Annotated in this window: 15 protein-coding genes; 10 read left to right on the top strand and 5 right to left on the bottom strand. The window is 64.2% G+C overall.

The annotated features are described in order from the left end of the window. Window positions 1–50: 50 nt before the first annotated feature. From frr to rpsB, 4 genes are all read right to left on the bottom strand, one after another. Window positions 51–611 carry a ribosome recycling factor gene (gene frr / locus FHW58_RS05200; protein WP_179671974.1) on the bottom strand — a complete coding sequence of 187 codons (561 nt, stop codon included), beginning with the start codon at window positions 609–611 and terminating at the stop codon, window positions 51–53. A gap of 29 nt (window positions 612–640) precedes the next feature. Then, complete coding sequence (gene pyrH / locus FHW58_RS05195; protein WP_179671973.1) at window positions 641–1357, bottom strand: UMP kinase; 717 nt, start codon at window positions 1355–1357, stop codon at window positions 641–643. Between the two features lie 120 nt (window positions 1358–1477). Then, window positions 1478–2395, bottom strand: coding sequence for a translation elongation factor Ts (gene tsf / locus FHW58_RS05190; RefSeq protein ID WP_179671972.1), 918 nt, complete (start codon window positions 2393–2395; stop codon window positions 1478–1480). A 95-nt stretch (window positions 2396–2490) separates the two neighbouring features. Beyond that, the gene (gene rpsB / locus FHW58_RS05185) at window positions 2491–3243 is read right to left on the bottom strand and encodes a 30S ribosomal protein S2 (RefSeq protein WP_179671971.1); all 753 of its coding nucleotides are present in this window, start codon (window positions 3241–3243) and stop codon (window positions 2491–2493) included. Window positions 3244–3594: 351 nt separating this feature from the next. Here rpsB and FHW58_RS05180 point away from each other — a divergent pair, with 351 nt between their 5' ends. The 10 genes from FHW58_RS05180 to FHW58_RS05135 all read left to right on the top strand — a co-directional run bounded on the left by FHW58_RS05180 (window position 3595) and on the right by FHW58_RS05135 (window position 13673). Next, the gene (locus FHW58_RS05180; RefSeq protein WP_179671970.1) at window positions 3595–4410 is read left to right on the top strand and encodes an MHFG family PEP-CTERM protein; all 816 of its coding nucleotides are present in this window, start codon (window positions 3595–3597) and stop codon (window positions 4408–4410) included. Between the two features lie 126 nt (window positions 4411–4536). Further along, the gene (gene map / locus FHW58_RS05175) at window positions 4537–5358 is read left to right on the top strand and encodes a type I methionyl aminopeptidase (RefSeq protein ID WP_179671969.1); all 822 of its coding nucleotides are present in this window, start codon (window positions 4537–4539) and stop codon (window positions 5356–5358) included. 19 nt (window positions 5359–5377) lie between these two features. Then, window positions 5378–7945 (top strand): [protein-PII] uridylyltransferase, encoded by a 2568-nt coding sequence (locus FHW58_RS05170; protein ID WP_179671968.1) that lies wholly within the window; start codon window positions 5378–5380, stop codon window positions 7943–7945. A gap of 24 nt (window positions 7946–7969) precedes the next feature. Further along, window positions 7970–8719 (top strand): pseudouridine synthase, encoded by a 750-nt coding sequence (locus tag FHW58_RS05165; RefSeq protein WP_179671967.1) that lies wholly within the window; start codon window positions 7970–7972, stop codon window positions 8717–8719. A 207-nt stretch (window positions 8720–8926) separates the two neighbouring features. After that, complete coding sequence (locus tag FHW58_RS05160; protein ID WP_179671966.1) at window positions 8927–9595, top strand: flagellar brake protein; 669 nt, start codon at window positions 8927–8929, stop codon at window positions 9593–9595. A gap of 44 nt (window positions 9596–9639) precedes the next feature. After that, on the top strand, window positions 9640–10911 hold the full coding sequence (locus FHW58_RS05155) for a DUF445 domain-containing protein (protein WP_179671965.1): 1272 nt from the start codon (window positions 9640–9642) through the stop codon (window positions 10909–10911). A gap of 21 nt (window positions 10912–10932) precedes the next feature. After that, a complete protein-coding gene (locus tag FHW58_RS05150) occupies window positions 10933–11736 on the top strand; it encodes an ABC transporter substrate-binding protein (RefSeq protein WP_179671964.1) in 804 nt (267 codons plus the stop codon). Window positions 11737–11848: 112 nt separating this feature from the next. After that, window positions 11849–12076 carry a hypothetical protein gene (locus tag FHW58_RS05145; RefSeq protein ID WP_179671963.1) on the top strand — a complete coding sequence of 76 codons (228 nt, stop codon included), beginning with the start codon at window positions 11849–11851 and terminating at the stop codon, window positions 12074–12076. A 73-nt stretch (window positions 12077–12149) separates the two neighbouring features. Next, window positions 12150–13223 carry a DNA topoisomerase IB gene (locus tag FHW58_RS05140; RefSeq protein ID WP_179671962.1) on the top strand — a complete coding sequence of 358 codons (1074 nt, stop codon included), beginning with the start codon at window positions 12150–12152 and terminating at the stop codon, window positions 13221–13223. Window positions 13224–13244: 21 nt separating this feature from the next. Beyond that, window positions 13245–13673, top strand: coding sequence for a hypothetical protein (locus FHW58_RS05135; RefSeq protein WP_179671961.1), 429 nt, complete (start codon window positions 13245–13247; stop codon window positions 13671–13673). Here FHW58_RS05135 and FHW58_RS05130 read toward each other — a convergent pair. Next, a complete protein-coding gene (locus FHW58_RS05130) occupies window positions 13670–14728 on the bottom strand; it encodes an AI-2E family transporter (RefSeq protein ID WP_179671960.1) in 1059 nt (352 codons plus the stop codon). The genes FHW58_RS05135 and FHW58_RS05130 overlap by 4 nt on opposite strands. Between the last annotated feature and the right edge of the window lie 60 nt (window positions 14729–14788).

Below are 14788 nucleotides of genomic sequence, written 5' to 3'. Positions count from 1 at the left end.
GTCTGACCCCTCGGACGAGGTGCTGGATCTGTTGCTGGCGTCTATGGGTTTTACACCGTCAGAACTTCTTTTTCCTTCTCGGCCAGCATCTTGTCGATGTCGGCGATGGCCTTGTCGGTCAGTTTCTGGATGTCGTCGGCGCCGCGGCGCTCGTCGTCTTCCGAAATCGCCTTGTCCTTGACCAGCTTCTTCAGGCCCTCGTTGGCGTCGCGGCGGATGTTACGCACCGCCACCTTGGCATCCTCGCCCTCGCTCTTGACCAGCTTGACCATCTCCTTGCGGCGCTCTTCGGTCAGCGGCGGGGTCGGCACGCGGATCAGGTCGCCCTGGGCCGACGGGTTCAGGCCGAGGTCGGCGTCGCGGATCGCCTTCTCGATGGTGGCCGCCATTTTCTTCTCGAACGGCTGCACGCCGATGGTGCGGGCGTCGACCAGCGTCAGGTTGGCCACCTGGTTGATCGGGGTCGGATTACCGTAGTAATCGACAGTGACGTGGTCCAGAATACCGGTGTGGGCGCGGCCGGTACGGACCTTGCCCAGGTCGGCACGCAGGGTTTCCAGCGATTTGGCCATGCGCTCTTGCGCGCTCTTTTTAACGTCAGCTACGGACATTGCTGCTCTCCTGTTGTATCTAATCTAATTTAAACGTGAACCAGTGTACCCTCATCCTCGCCCATGATGACGCGCTTCAGCGCGCCCGGCTTGGTGATGGAGAACACCTTGATCGGCAGTTTCTGGTCGCGGCACAGCGCAAACGCGGTGGCGTCCATCACCTGCAGGTGCTTGGCGATGGCTTCATCGAAGCTGATCGAATGGTACAGCGTGGCGTTCGGATCCTTCTTCGGATCGGCGGTGTAGACGCCGTCCACCTTGGTGGCCTTGAGCACGATCTCCGCGCTCACTTCCGAGCCGCGCAACGCCGCTGCGGTGTCGGTGGTGAAGAACGGGTTGCCGGTGCCGGCCGCGAACACCACGACCTTGCCTTCCTCCAGGTACTGCAGCGCCTTCGGGCGCACATACGGCTCGACCACCTGCTCGATGCCGATGGCCGACATCACGCGCGCGGTGATGCCGACGTGACGCATGGCGTCGGCCAGCGCCAGCGCGTTCATCACCGTGGCCAGCATGCCCATGTAGTCGGCGGTGGCGCGGTCCATGCCTTGCGCACCGGGCGCCACGCCGCGGAAGATGTTGCCGCCGCCGATGACGATCGCCAGTTCCACGCCCAGTTTCGCGACCTCGGCCACATCGGCCACTGTCCGCTCGATCGTGGCGCGATTGATGCCGTAGGGATCATCGCCCATCAGGGCTTCGCCGGACAATTTGAGGAGGACGCGCTTGTAGGCTGGTTTGGACATGAGACGGGGCTCCTTTAAGGGGGTTGTTCGGGGATTAAGTCTGCGGCGCTATGATACCTTGCCCGGCGCCGCGTACTGCTGCGGGCTTAAAAAAACGGGCCTCTCGGCCCGTTTTCTGTATTACGCTCCTTTGGAGGCGGCTACTTGCGCAGCCACTTCGGCGGCGAAGTCGTCCACCTTCTTCTCGATGCCCTCGCCCACCACGTACATGACGAACGCTTTGACGGTGGTCGCTTTTTCTTTCAGCATCTGCTCGATCGACTGCTTGTCGTTCTTCACGAACGCCTGGTTCAGCAGCGACACTTCCTTCAGGTACTTCTGTACCGAGCCTTCCAGGCGCTTGGCGACGATGTCGGCAGGCTGCACTGGCTTGCCGGCGGCCACGGCGGCAGCCGCGTCTTCATCGGCCTTCAGCTTGGCCACCGAGCGCTCTTTTTCGATCAGTTCGGCCGGCACTTGTTCCGACGACAGGGCCACAGGCTTCATGGCGGCGATGTGCATCGCCACGTCCTTGCCCACTTGCTCGTCGGCACCGTCGAATTCGACCATCACGCCGATGCGGGTGCCGTGCAGGTACGAGGCCAGCTTGGCGCTGGTTTCGAAACGCTGGAAGCGGCGGATCGACATGTTTTCGCCGATCTTGCCGATCAGGGCCGAGCGCACTTCGTCCAGGGTTTTGCCGTCGTCGGTTGCCGGCAGGGCCAGCAGGGCAGCCACGTCGGCCGGGTTCTTTTCAGCGACCAGACGGGCGGCGGTGTTCGCCAGCGCCAGGAAGTCGTCGTTCTTGGCCACGAAGTCGGTTTCCGAGTTCACTTCGACCAGCGCGCCCACGCCGCCGGCGATGTAGGTGGCCACCACGCCTTCAGCGGTGATGCGGCTGGCGGCTTTGCCGGCCTTGCCGCCCAGCTTGACGCGCAGGATCTCTTCCGCACGACCCATGTCGCCTTCGGCTTCGGTCAGTGCTTTTTTGCATTCCATCATTGGCGCGTCGGTTTTCGCGCGCAGTTCGCCTACCATTGCTGCAGTAATCGCTGCCATGTAATTCTCCTGTAATTCGGTATTCGGGGGTGGTTAGTTAAAAAAAAGGGGGAGCTGATGGCCACCCCTTTTTTCGTACAGCCTGTCAGGAACGATTAAGCCTGTTCGCTGACTTCGACGAATTCGTCGCCGGCTGCGGCTTTAACCAGCTCAACAACTTCAGCGCCAGCTGCGGCACGGCCTTCCAGGATCGCGTCTGCTACGCCGCGGGCGTACAGGGTGATGGCTTTCGACGAGTCGTCGTTGCCTGGAATGACGTACTGCACGCCTTCTGGCGAGTGGTTGGTATCGACCACGCCGATCACTGGGATGCCCAGTTTCGCGGCTTCGGTGATGGCGCCCTTGTGGTAGCCAACGTCAACGACGAAGATGGCGTCAGGAACGCCGCCCATGTCTTTGATGCCGCCGATCGATTTTTGCAGCTTGGCGATTTCGCGTTGGAACATCAGCGCTTCTTTTTTCGACAGCTTCTCAACCGAACCGTCTTGCAGAGCGGCTTCCATGTCTTTCAGGCGCTTGATCGAGGTCTTGATGGTCTTGAAGTTGGTCAGCATGCCGCCCAGCCAACGCTGGTCAACATAAGGAACGCCTGCGCGCTGGGCTTCAGCAGCGATGATATCGCGTGCTTGACGCTTGGTGCCCACCATCAGGATGGTGCCACGGCTAGCGGCAACCTGTTTCACGTGCTTCATCGCTTCCTGATACATACCCATCGTCTTTTCCAGATTGATGATATGGATCTTGTTGCGGTGACCGAAGATGAACGGTGCCATCTTTGGGTTCCAGAAACGGGTTTGGTGGCCGAAGTGCACACCGGCTTCCAGCATTTCGCGCATAGTTACGGACATAATATACTCCAGGGTTAGTTCCGGAATCCGGTCAGTCACCCGGCTTGCGCCTGGCACCCTTGTCAACCGGATTCGAGTTTAGTAAATGAAAATAACAATATTGCTCAAACCGAATTCAAGCAACCCGAGATTCTACCCTAAAAACAGCCACTTGAGCAAGATTTCTCACTCTGCGACGCCGCTCCGCCAACGGTCCCTGGCCCCAAAATAGTACGTAAAAGCAAAAAATTCTCCTAGCAGTCACCAAAAGATGCAGAAAGTGTAATATCATGCCGGAAAAATTCGTTCCGATAATTTAATTTTCGTTGCGCCCAAACCTCGCGATAGCGTCCTTTTCGAAAGATCGCCATCATGTCCGTCCTGTTAGCCGCCGCCCTCGCCGCTACGATACAACCAAGCTGTTCCTGGGATCGCCCGGGCCATAACCCCTATACCGGCAGCACCGCCGCCGCCATCGACCGCTACACCGACATTCCGGCCGCCGTGCGCAGCACGCTGAAGCGCCGCATCGAAGAGCGCTTGCCGGACGACACGGTCAGCATCACGCGCGACGCCATCGGCGGTCAGCACAAGTACGACCCCGCCATTCACGACATGCACTTCGGCGCCGCCTCCGTCTGCGGCACCGTCACCCGCAACAAATGGGCGGCCACCCGCAGCGAGCCCGGCGCCGTCTATTGCGTGGACCAGCACTGCATTCTGGTGCCGAAAATCTGCGGCAACGTCAGCCGCATCACCCGGCTGGCGGCGGGCCAGCCGGCCATGGCCGCAGCCAGCAAGGCCGCCGAGGACAACCAGCCGCTGGAGTTTGCCGACCTCCGCCTAGGCAGCCCGGACGCGCGCGACGACGAGCCGACGCAGCTGGGCCAACTGGACGACGTCGACCCCGACGCCAAGGCCAAGCGTACGCCGCGCCTGGCCAGCAACGGCGTCAGCGACGGTGGCGTCGAAGAATTCGAGATGACCGATGAGCTGGATCTGGACGACCTGGCCGATCAGTTCGCCCGTCTGAGGGCATTCGGCATGGCCATCGACGGCGACGGCGATGGCGCCGTCCGCACCCCGGTGCCCGAGGCCGACACCTGGGCCATGCTGCTGGGCGGCCTGGGCCTGATCGGCTGGGTGGCCCGCCGCCGCGCCCGCGTGGCTGCCAAGGCCGCCGCCTGACGCCGCCCTCTGCCGGGGCCACACCGCAAGCCCCGGCGTCGTTTATAATTTCCCCATATTCGCACGCCACGCGCCGCCCGGCGCGGCTGGCGTGTTCACCGTTTACCTAGCTGATTGCGATCCACTATGTCTATTTCCATCAAAACCGCCGACGATATCGAAGGCATGCGCATTGCCGGCCGCCTCGGCTCCGAAGTGCTGGACTACATCACCCCGTTCGTCAAGCCGGGCGTCACCACGGGCGAACTGGATCGCCTGTGCCACGAATACATGGTCAACGTCCAGGGCACCATCCCGGCGCCGCTGAACTACTGCCCGCCGGGCTACACGCCCTACCCGAAAGCCATCTGCACCTCGGTCAACGACGTCATCTGCCACGGCATCCCCGGCGACAAGGTGCTGAAAAACGGCGACGTGGTCAACCTCGACATCACCGTCATCAAGGCTGGCTACCACGGCGACAACAGCCGCATGTTCTTCATCGGCGAACCGTCGATCCTGGCCAAGCGCCTGTCGGACGTCACCTATGAATGCATGTGGCTGGGCATCGAGCAGGTCAAGCCGGGCGCCGCCTTGGGCGACATCGGCCACGCCATCCAGCAGCACGCCGAAAAAGCCGGCTACAGCGTGGTGCGCGAATTCTGCGGCCACGGCATCGGCAAGGTGTTCCACGAGGAGCCGCAGGTGCTGCACTACGGCCGTCCCGGCACCGGCGTCAAGCTGGAGGCCGGCATGATCTTCACCATCGAGCCGATGATCAACGCCGGCCGCCGCGAAATCCGCGAAATGGGCGACGGCTGGACCATCAAGACCAAGGACCGCAGCCTGTCCGCGCAATGGGAACACATGATCCTGGTGACCGACACCGGCTACGAGGTGCTGACGCTGTCGGCCGGCAGCCCGCCGCCGCCGGCCTTCGTCACCGGCATGGCCGCCAAGGCGGCGTAATCCCGTGAACGCGGCCGTGATGAAGAACGAATTGCGCGAGCAGCTCAAGCGCCAGCTGAAGGCCGACCGCCAGGTCGTCATTGCCGCCTTCAAGGAGGATGGCAAGCCGGAGAAGCTGCTGCGCAGCCTGCGCCAGAGCGTGGACGCGGTGCTGACCACCGCCTGGCACGCGGCCGGCCTGCCGCAACACACGGCGCTGGTTGGCGTCGGCGGCTACGGCCGCGGCGAGCTGTTCCCGTATTCCGACGTCGACCTGCTGATCCTGCTGGAGCAGTCGCCCGACGCCGCCACCACGGCCAGGCTGGAAGAACTGGTGCAGCTGCTGTGGGATCTGGGCCTGGAAATCGGCCACAGCATCCGCACGGTGGACGAGTGCCTGACCGAGTCGGCGGCCGACATCACGGTGCAAACCAGCCTGCTGGAAGCGCGCATCATCTGCGGCGACGAGCAGCTGTTCGCCGCGCTGCAGGCGCGCTACAACGCCGCCATGGACCCGCGCGCCTTCTACCACGCCAAGCTGCTGGAGATGAAGCAGCGCCACGCCAAGTACGAGGACACCGCCTTCAGCCTCGAGCCCAACTGCAAGGAAAGCCCGGGCGGCCTGCGCGACCTGCAGGTGATCCTGTGGCTGGTGAAGGCGGCCGGCCTGGCCAGCTCGTGGCGCACCCTGGCCACCAGCGGCCTGATCACGCAGACCGAGGCCAAGCAGCTGATGGAAAAGGAGCGCGCCTTCAAGGACATCCGCGTGCGCCTGCACCTGCACGCCGGCCGCCGCGAGGACCGGCTGGTGTTCGACGTCCAGACCGCCATCGCCGAATCGCTGGGCCTGACCGCCACCGGCAGCGGCGCGAGCATGCGCCGCGCCAGCGAATACCTGATGCAGCGCTACTACTGGGCCGCCAAGACCGTCACCCAGCTCAACACCATCCTGCTGCAAAACATCGAGGAGCGCCTGTTCCCGTCGGAAGGCGTGGCGGTGCCGATCAACGCCCGCTTCAACGAGATCAACGGCCTGATCGACATCGCCGAGGACGACACCTTCGAACAGACGCCGTCGGCGATGCTGGAAATCTTCCTGCTGATGACCGAGCGGCCGTCGATCAAGGGCATGACCGCGCGCGCCACCCGCGCGCTGTGGCACGAGCGCTTCCAGATCGACGCCGCCTTCCGCGCCGATCCGGCCAACCGCTCGCTGTTCCTGCAGATCATGCAGGCGCCGCGCGGCATCATCCACGCGCTGCGGCGCATGAACGATTTGTCCATCCTCGGCCGCTACCTGCCCAACTTCCGCAAGATCGTCGGCCAGATGCAGCACGACCTGTTCCACGTCTACACGGTCGACCAGCACATCCTGATGGTGGTGCGCAATATGCGCCGCTTCACGATGGCCGAGCACGCGCACGAATACCCGTTCTGCAGCCAGCTGATGGCCAACTTCGCCCGCCCGTGGGTGCTGTTCCTGGCCGCGCTGTTCCATGACATCGCCAAGGGCCGCGGCGGCGACCACTCCAAGCTGGGCATGGCCGACGCCGAACAGTTCTGCCGCGAGCACGGCATGAGCGACGAGGACACCGAACTGGTGGTGTTCCTGGTCGAGAACCACCTGACCATGTCGCAGGTGGCGCAGAAGCAGGACCTGTCCGACCCGGACGTGATCCAGTCGTTCGCCAGGCTGGTCGGCGACGAGCGCCACCTGACCGGCCTCTACCTGCTGACGGTGGCCGACATCCGCGGCACCAGCCCGAAAGTGTGGAACGCCTGGAAGGCCAAGCTGCTGGAGGACCTGTACAAGATCACGCTGCGCGTGCTGGGCGGCGAGCCGCACAGCACCGCCAACGAGCTGCGCAACCGCCAGGACGAGGCGCTGGCCACGCTGCGCCTGTACGGCCTGGACGCGCACGCGCACGAGGCCTTCTGGAAGCAGCTGGACGTGGCCTACTTCCTGCGCCACGACGCCTCCGACATCGCCTGGCAGACGCGCGCGCTGTACGAGCGCTTCAACAGCGAGCAGCCGGTGGTCAAGTGCCGCCTGGCGCCGATCGGCGAAGGCCTGCAGATCGCCGTCTACATCAAGGACCAGCCGGACCTGTTCGCGCGCATCTGCAGCTATTTCGACCGCAAGAACTTCTCCATCCTCGACGCCAAGATCCACACCACGCGCCACGGCTACGCGCTGGACACCTTCCTGGTCACCGAGCAGAACTTTGCAAAGAACTACCGCGACATCATCAGCCTGATCGAGCACGAGCTGTGCGGCGTGCTGACCTATCCGGAGCCGCTGCCGGCGCCCGGCAAGGGCCGGCTGTCGCGGCTGTCGCGCACCTTCCCTATCCAACCGACAGTCGACTTGCGGCCCGACGAGCGCGGACAATACTATCTGCTGTCGGTGGCGGCCAACGACCGCACCGGCCTGCTGTATTCGATCGCCAACGTGCTGACCAAGTACAAGATCAACCTGCACACCGCCAAGGTCATGACCCTGGGCGAGCGCGTGGAAGACGTGTTCCTGATCGACGGCGCGGCGCTGAGCAACGCACGCAACCAGATCCAGCTGGAAACCGACCTGCTGGACGCCATCAAGGTTTAACCTGTTTTTATAAGAGTGTTAGCAATGTCTGAAGAATTACTCCGCCTGTCCAAACGCATGTCCGAACTGGGCTTGTGCTCGCGCCGCGAGGCCGACGAATGGATCGCGCGCGGCTGGGTGCGGGTGGACGGCAAGGTCGTCTCCGAGCTGGGCACCAAGATCTATCCGAGCCAGAAGGTCACGGTCGAACGCCAGGCCGCCGCCGAGCAGTCCAAGCGCGTGACGGTGCTGATCAACAAGCCGATGGGCTATGTGTCCGGCCAGGCCGAGGACGGCTACCAGCCGGCAGTGGCGCTGATCAAGCCGGAAAACCGCTGGCCGGACGATCCGTCGCCGGAGCAGTTCCACCCGACGCAGCTGCGCTCGCTGGTGCCGGCCGGCCGCCTGGACATCGACTCGGTCGGCCTGCTGGTGCTGACCCAGGACGGCCGCGTGGCCAAGCAGCTGATCGGCGAACACACCGACGTCGACAAGGAATACCTGGTGCGGGTCGAGTACACCAAGCCGGGCAGGCTGCCGGACAGCGACCTGAAAAAGCTCAACCACGGCCTGTGGATGGACGGCAAGCCGCTGCTGCCGGCCAAGGTGCGCTGGCAGAACGACGACCAGCTCAGCTTCACGCTCAGAGAAGGCAAGAAGCGCCAGATCCGCCGCATGTGCGAGATGGTCGGCTTGAAAGTTGTCGGTTTGAAACGAGTTCGTATCGGCAAGGTCAAGCTGGGGGATCTGCCGGTCGGCCAATGGAGATACCTGCGCCCCGACGAACGCTTCTGAAACCACAAGTTCCGAAAATTTCTTGCCTTTTTGCAAGCCAAAAACCGGAATCCGCTGTAAACTGCGCAGATCGACCTCGCATTATAGAAGTCATTGTCAAAGAGATATGCCGTCGTGAACGATCCTATACCAAATGAATTCCGTCGCGGGCCCCCCACCCTAAAAGATGCTGTGGAGCCAATCGCAACGGGTTCGAAGCCGCATGACATGACCGATGAACATGACATCGGCGATGCCCTGACCTTGCTGGCCGATGCCGGCGAGCCGATCTCGATTTACCCGGCCAGCGCCACCAACGTGGTGATGGCGCGCATCAAATCGGTCGATCCCGAGAACCCGTATTTTGTGGTCGAACTGAACGAGGGCGAATTCCTGCCGCCGGGCGACGCCACCTTTGTGGCCTGGCTGCGCTCGGCCAAGATCCAGTTCACGCTGTCGTCGCCGGACTGGGCGTCCAAGCCCAACGAGCCGACGCTGATCCCGCTGGAGTTTCCGCTCAAGTGCCTGGTGCTGAACCGGCGCGCCTCGGCGCGGCTGGAAACGCCGCTGGGCGTGTACTACATGGCCTCCTTCGTTTTGAACGGCAAGCCGTACGAGCTGCAACTGTACGACTTCTCGGCCGGCGGCGTCGGCATGCGCGCCTCGCCGCGCGACGCGGTCGGCCTGCACGTCGGCCGCAAGCTGCAGCGCGTGCGGCTGGAGCTGGGGCCGGAATCGGTGATGATCGCCGACCTGGAGATCCGCCTGTCGCGCACCTTCCGCTCCTTCCTGCTGGGCGAACAGGTGCAGATCGGCTGCCAGTTCATCAACCTGTCGCCGGCCATGGAAGATGAACTGAAGCGCCTGCTGGACAAACTCAATTCCAAACACCGCTGAGCTAACCGGCGCGCCGCGCCGGCCGGGCATGCCATAATCGGCGCATGACCAAAGAAGCGGAACTCCAACGATCCAAGCGCCTGGCGCTATCGCTGCTGGCGGCGGCGGCGGCGGTATTCGTGGCCACCTCGCTGGCGCCGCGTGGTTTCTGGGTCGACGGCCTGCGCGCGATCTCGGAAGCGGCCATGGTCGGCGCGCTGGCCGACTGGTTCGCCGTCACCGCGCTGTTCCGCCGCGTGCCGATTCCCTTCGTCTCGCGCCACACCGCCATCATCCCCGCCAACAAGCCGCGCATCGCCGACAACCTGGCCGGCTTCGTCGAAGAGAAGTTTCTCAAGCCGGAGGCGCTGGCCGCCGTCATCCTCAACACCGATCCCGCCACCGGCGTGGCCAACTGGCTGAAGGAGCCGGCCAACCGCGGCTACCTGGCCGGCCACCTGCTGCAGCTGCTGCCGGAAATCCTCGCCACCGCCGACGACGCCCGCATCCAGCAACTGCTGCGCGACGCCCTCAACGCCGCCATCGGCAAGCTGGACCTGTCACGCTCACTGGGCACGCTGCTGGCCGGCCTGACCCGCGACGGCCGCCACCAGGAGCTGCTGGACGACGGCATGGTGGCGCTGATGGGCGTGGTCAACCAGCCGGCCACGCGCGAGATGATCGCCGGCCAGATCGCCGCCTGGCTGAAGCGCGAGCACGCGGCCATGGAACTGGTGCTGCCCACCGAGTGGATCAGCGAGAACGGCGCGGTGATGATCGCCAAGGCCCTCAACAACATCATGCAGGACATCGCCGCCGACCGCGATCACAAGCTGCGCCAGAAGTTCGACGGCGTGGTGCAGCGCTTCCTGGCGCGCCTCGAAACCAATCCCGCCTTCCTCGCGCGCGGCGAGGAATTCAAGCGCTACCTGCGCGACGGCGACACCTTCAACACCTACCTCAAGGACTTGTGGGGCAGCGTGCGCGACTGGATACGGGCCGACATCGCCAGCGGCCAGTCGCGCCTGGGCGACGGCGTGACGCAGGCCAGCGCGTGGCTCAGCGAGGAACTGCTGCGCCATCCGGCCATGCGCGCCTCGCTCAACCAGCACATGGCCGGCATGGCGCGCACGCTGGCGCCAGCCTTTTCCAGCTTCCTCACGCGCCACATCAGCGATACCGTCAAGGCCTGGGACGACCAGGACATGTCGCGCCAGATCGAGCTCAATATCGGCAAGGACCTGCAATTCATCCGCGTCAACGGCACGCTGGTGGGCGGCATGATCGGCCTGGCGCTGTATCTGTGCGCCCAACTGATGGAATGGCTCGCCCGCTGACTATCATGTTAGGATGGGCACATGACAGCCCGGTCCCGATCCCTCTTGATCCTGACATTGCTATGCGCAAGCGCGCGGGCGGCAGACATTCCTGTCACGATTTACGCGGACGCCGGCTATCCGCCCTACTCCTACGAAAAGAACGGCAAGCCCGCCGGGCTGTATTACGAGATCGTGCGCGCCGCCGCCAGCCATATGCACGGCTACCAGGTGGACATCCGCACCGTGCCCTGGAAGCGCGGCATGGCGCTGCTGCGCACCGGCACCGGCTTCGCGCTCTACCCGCCCTACATGAACACCAAGGACGAGCCATGGACCTGGCCGTACTCGCTGCCGCTGTATGAGGAAAAGGTGGTGGCCGTGTGCCGCAAGACGCTGCTGGCCACGCCGCGCAAGCGCTGGCCGGAAGACTTCTACGGCCTCACCATCGGCAACAACGCCGGCTTCATCGTCGGCGGCGCGGCCTTCGACAAGGCGGTGCGCGCCGGCCTGCTGCGCATGGAGGAGGCGCGCGACAGCGAAACCAATATCATCAAGCTGGGCATCGGCCGCATCGACTGCTACATCAACGACCGCGTCTCCATCCAATGGACGCTGAACCAGCTCAAGGCCGAGGGCAAGTACGACGAGGGCGGCACCCACGCGCAACTGGCCGAAGCCACGCAGATCGGCGTCGAACAAGCCTTCCTCGGCTACACCGACCGTGACAACGGCCGCTACGCCTACAAGACGGACTTCGTCAAACAGTTCAACGACGCGCTGTACCAGATGAAGCGCAGCGGCGAAACCGACAGCATCGCCCGCAACTTCTTCAAGACCCACTAGCGTTTGCCCAACGCCGCCAGCGCGCTCCGGTGCTGGAACGCATCCCGCCCGCAGGCCGACACCAGCAGCCGCGTGGCACAATAGCGGCTTACTTTTTTTTGGGATGACCATCATGACCATTTTTGCCGCCCCCGTATTTGACGCCACCGTGATCTACGATGGCCATGAGCTGTTCAAGGGCCAGGGCGCCGCCAAGGGCTGGGCTGAAAAGCTGGCCCGGGAGCTGGAATGCGCGATCGGCGTCGAGAAGATCGGCACCGGCTGGGCGCTGACCGGCACCGTCGACGGTGTCGCCTGCAAGTGGAGCATCGTCGGCCAGCGCCTCAAGCGCATGGATTGATCGTGCGCCAGCGCACATCGTAGCGTGGCGCCGGCGGGTACGATGCATCGTACTCAGCCCACCAAGGACAGCGATGAAGCGCGATGACATTCCAGCCGCCGACCTGGCCCCCGCCGATGCCGCCCGCGCGGCCGGCCTGCGTTATGTGCACGACGGCCAGCCGGGCTACGTGCGCAAGGCGCGCGGCAAACAGTTCCGCTATCTGGACAGCGACGGCCACGCCGTCACCGACGCGGACACGCTGGCCCGCATCAAGTCGCTGGTGATTCCGCCGGCATGGACCGACGTCTGGATCTGCAAGCACGCGCTGGGCCACCTGCAGGCCACCGGCCGCGACGCGCGCGGCCGCAAGCAGTACCGCTACCACCCGCGCTGGCGCAGCCACCGCGACGACGCCAAGTACGAGCGCATGCTCAACTTCGGCAAGGCGCTGCCGGCGATCCGCAGCGCCGTGGACGAGGCGCTGCGCCAACCCGGCCTGCCGCGCGAGAAGATGCTGGCCACCATCGTCCACCTGCTGGAAGCGACGCTGATGCGCATCGGGAATGAGGAATACGCGCGCGAGAACAAGTCCTTCGGCCTGACCACGCTGCGCGGCCGCCACGTGCGACTGGACGGCAGCAAGGTGCAGTTCCGCTTCCGCGGCAAGAGCGGCGTCCACCACGCGGTGGAGGTGCAGGACCGCCGCCTGGCCAACATCATCCGCCGCGTGCGCGACCTGCCGGGCCAGGAGCTGTTCCAGTACGAGGACGATGACGGCAATCCGCACGCCATCGGCTCGGCCGACGTCAACGATTACCTGCACACCATCACCGGCGCCGACTACACCGCCAAGGACTTCCGCACCTGGGCCGGCACCGTGCTGGCGGCGGTGGCGCTGCTGGAGTACGAGAAGTACGACTCGGAGGCTCAGGCCAAGAAGAACGTGGTGCAGGCGATCGAATCGGTGGCCAAAAAACTCGGCAACACGCCGACCATCTGCCGCAAGTGCTATGTGCACCCGGCGGTCATCGAGTCCTACCTGGACGGCACCATGCTGACCGCCCTGCGCCGCCGCGCGCAGGAGGAGCTGAAGGAAGACCTGCACGCGTTGCGCCCCGAGGAAGCCGCCGTCCTGGCCCTGCTTCAGCAGCGCCTGCGCCAGTAAAACGGGAGTAAAATCGCGTGGATGAACAAGCCACTGCCCTTCCCCATCCGCAAAGAATGTCCGCCCGGCGCCTGCGTCTGCGGCCGTGACGATTTGCTGGACGCGTGGGAGCGGGCGCCGGACGGCACCGACATCCGCGTGCTGCGGTTGACGCGCGACGAGGAAAAGAAGCTGATCGCGGCGATCGAAAACCTCGCCACCTACGAAGACCTGGGCCGCATCGAGCGCCGCCTGCATGAACTGCTGGGCATCACGCTGACCATCACCCCCTCCGTGCACGGCGTCAGCACCGTCATGGGCCTGTCGATCAAACTGGCCGAGCAACCGGGCCTGTGCCGCAAAACCCACGAGGCGCTGCCGGCGGCGCTGCGGCGCTGCTTCCGCGCCCGGCCGGACATCGTCTACGCGCTGCTCAACGCGCGCGACCTGCTGGGCGCAGAGGACCGCTAGTCGCCATGGAACTCGCTGGCGGTGGCAAACAGGTCCCAGCAGGCGATGAACAGCGCCGCCACCACCGGGCCGATGACGAAACCATTCAGCCCAAACAGCGCCATGCCGCCCACGGTGGACAGCAGCACCACGTAATCCGGCATGCGCGTGTCCTGCCCGACCAAGATGGGACGCAGGAAGTTGTCCACCAGGCCAATGACGAACACGCCAAACGCCGTCAGTCCGACGCCTTGCCACACCTCGCCGGTCGCCAGGAAGTACACCGCCACCGGCGCCCAGACAATCGCCGCGCCCACCGCCGGCAGCAGCGACAGGAAGGCCATCAGCACCGCCCACAACACCGGCGCACGCACGTCCAGGAACCAGAACGCCATGCCGCCCAGGGCGCCCTGCACGATGGCCACCAGGATGTTGCCCTTGACCGTGGCGCGGATCACCATGGTGAAGTTCTGGAACAGGCGCTGCTTGTACTTGCGGCTTAACGGCACCGCCTCGCGGATGCGCACCACCAGCTTGTCGCCATCGCGCAGCAGGAAGAACAGCAGGTATAGCAGGATGCACAGGCTGGTGAGGAAATCGAAGGTGTACAGGCCGGCGTTGATGGCGCGCTTGGCCACGTCCTGGCTGACTTGCGAGGCGCCCTCGGTCAGCTTGTCCTGCAGGTAGGCGAGGCTGGTCAGATGGAAGCGGTCCAGCACCGACACCAGCCAGTTCGGCAGCACGTCCATGATTTTATTGAAGAACATGGCCACGCTGATTTCGCCCGACTTCGCCAGCGCCACCACCGACGCGGCCTGGTTGACGATGGAGATCGACACCAGCGTCAGCGGCAGGATGACCATCACCACGATCAGCAGCAGCGTCAGCATCGAGGCCAGCCCGGCGCGGTTGCGGGTGCGCTGCAGCAGCCAGCGGTAGACCGGGGCGAAAATGATCGCCAGGATCACGCCCCAGAAAACCGCGCCGCCGTAGGGCGCGAGTATCCACACAAAGCCGATGGTCACAAGGGCCAGCAGCGACAGGAATACTTTTTGATGAAAAGTGAATTGGGACATTGGCAATGAACTTTTTTATAATGATATGGTTTCATATCATAGTTCATCGCCAACGGTTGG

This window comes from Duganella sp. 1224, assembly GCF_013408245.1.
Lineage (GTDB): Bacteria > Pseudomonadota > Gammaproteobacteria > Burkholderiales > Burkholderiaceae_D > Rugamonas.
Note: the sequence above shows the minus strand (reverse complement) of the source record. Positions and strands in the feature narration are given on the sequence as shown.

Coding starts and splice junctions, on each gene's coding strand:
- FHW58_RS05160 (WP_179671966.1), top strand. CDS start 8,927: ATGACCGATGAACATGACATCGGCGATGCCCTGACCTTGCTGGCCGAT.
- tsf (WP_179671972.1), bottom strand. CDS start 2,395: ATGGCAGCGATTACTGCAGCAATGGTAGGCGAACTGCGCGCGAAAACC.
- FHW58_RS05170 (WP_179671968.1), top strand. CDS start 5,378: ATGAAGAACGAATTGCGCGAGCAGCTCAAGCGCCAGCTGAAGGCCGAC.
- frr (WP_179671974.1), bottom strand. CDS start 611: ATGTCCGTAGCTGACGTTAAAAAGAGCGCGCAAGAGCGCATGGCCAAA.
- FHW58_RS05180 (WP_179671970.1), top strand. CDS start 3,595: ATGTCCGTCCTGTTAGCCGCCGCCCTCGCCGCTACGATACAACCAAGC.
- FHW58_RS05145 (WP_179671963.1), top strand. CDS start 11,849: ATGACCATTTTTGCCGCCCCCGTATTTGACGCCACCGTGATCTACGAT.
- FHW58_RS05155 (WP_179671965.1), top strand. CDS start 9,640: ATGACCAAAGAAGCGGAACTCCAACGATCCAAGCGCCTGGCGCTATCG.
- rpsB (WP_179671971.1), bottom strand. CDS start 3,243: ATGTCCGTAACTATGCGCGAAATGCTGGAAGCCGGTGTGCACTTCGGC.
- FHW58_RS05150 (WP_179671964.1), top strand. CDS start 10,933: ATGACAGCCCGGTCCCGATCCCTCTTGATCCTGACATTGCTATGCGCA.
- FHW58_RS05140 (WP_179671962.1), top strand. CDS start 12,150: ATGAAGCGCGATGACATTCCAGCCGCCGACCTGGCCCCCGCCGATGCC.
- map (WP_179671969.1), top strand. CDS start 4,537: ATGTCTATTTCCATCAAAACCGCCGACGATATCGAAGGCATGCGCATT.
- FHW58_RS05130 (WP_179671960.1), bottom strand. CDS start 14,728: ATGTCCCAATTCACTTTTCATCAAAAAGTATTCCTGTCGCTGCTGGCC.
- FHW58_RS05165 (WP_179671967.1), top strand. CDS start 7,970: ATGTCTGAAGAATTACTCCGCCTGTCCAAACGCATGTCCGAACTGGGC.
- pyrH (WP_179671973.1), bottom strand. CDS start 1,357: ATGTCCAAACCAGCCTACAAGCGCGTCCTCCTCAAATTGTCCGGCGAA.
- FHW58_RS05135 (WP_179671961.1), top strand. CDS start 13,245: ATGAACAAGCCACTGCCCTTCCCCATCCGCAAAGAATGTCCGCCCGGC.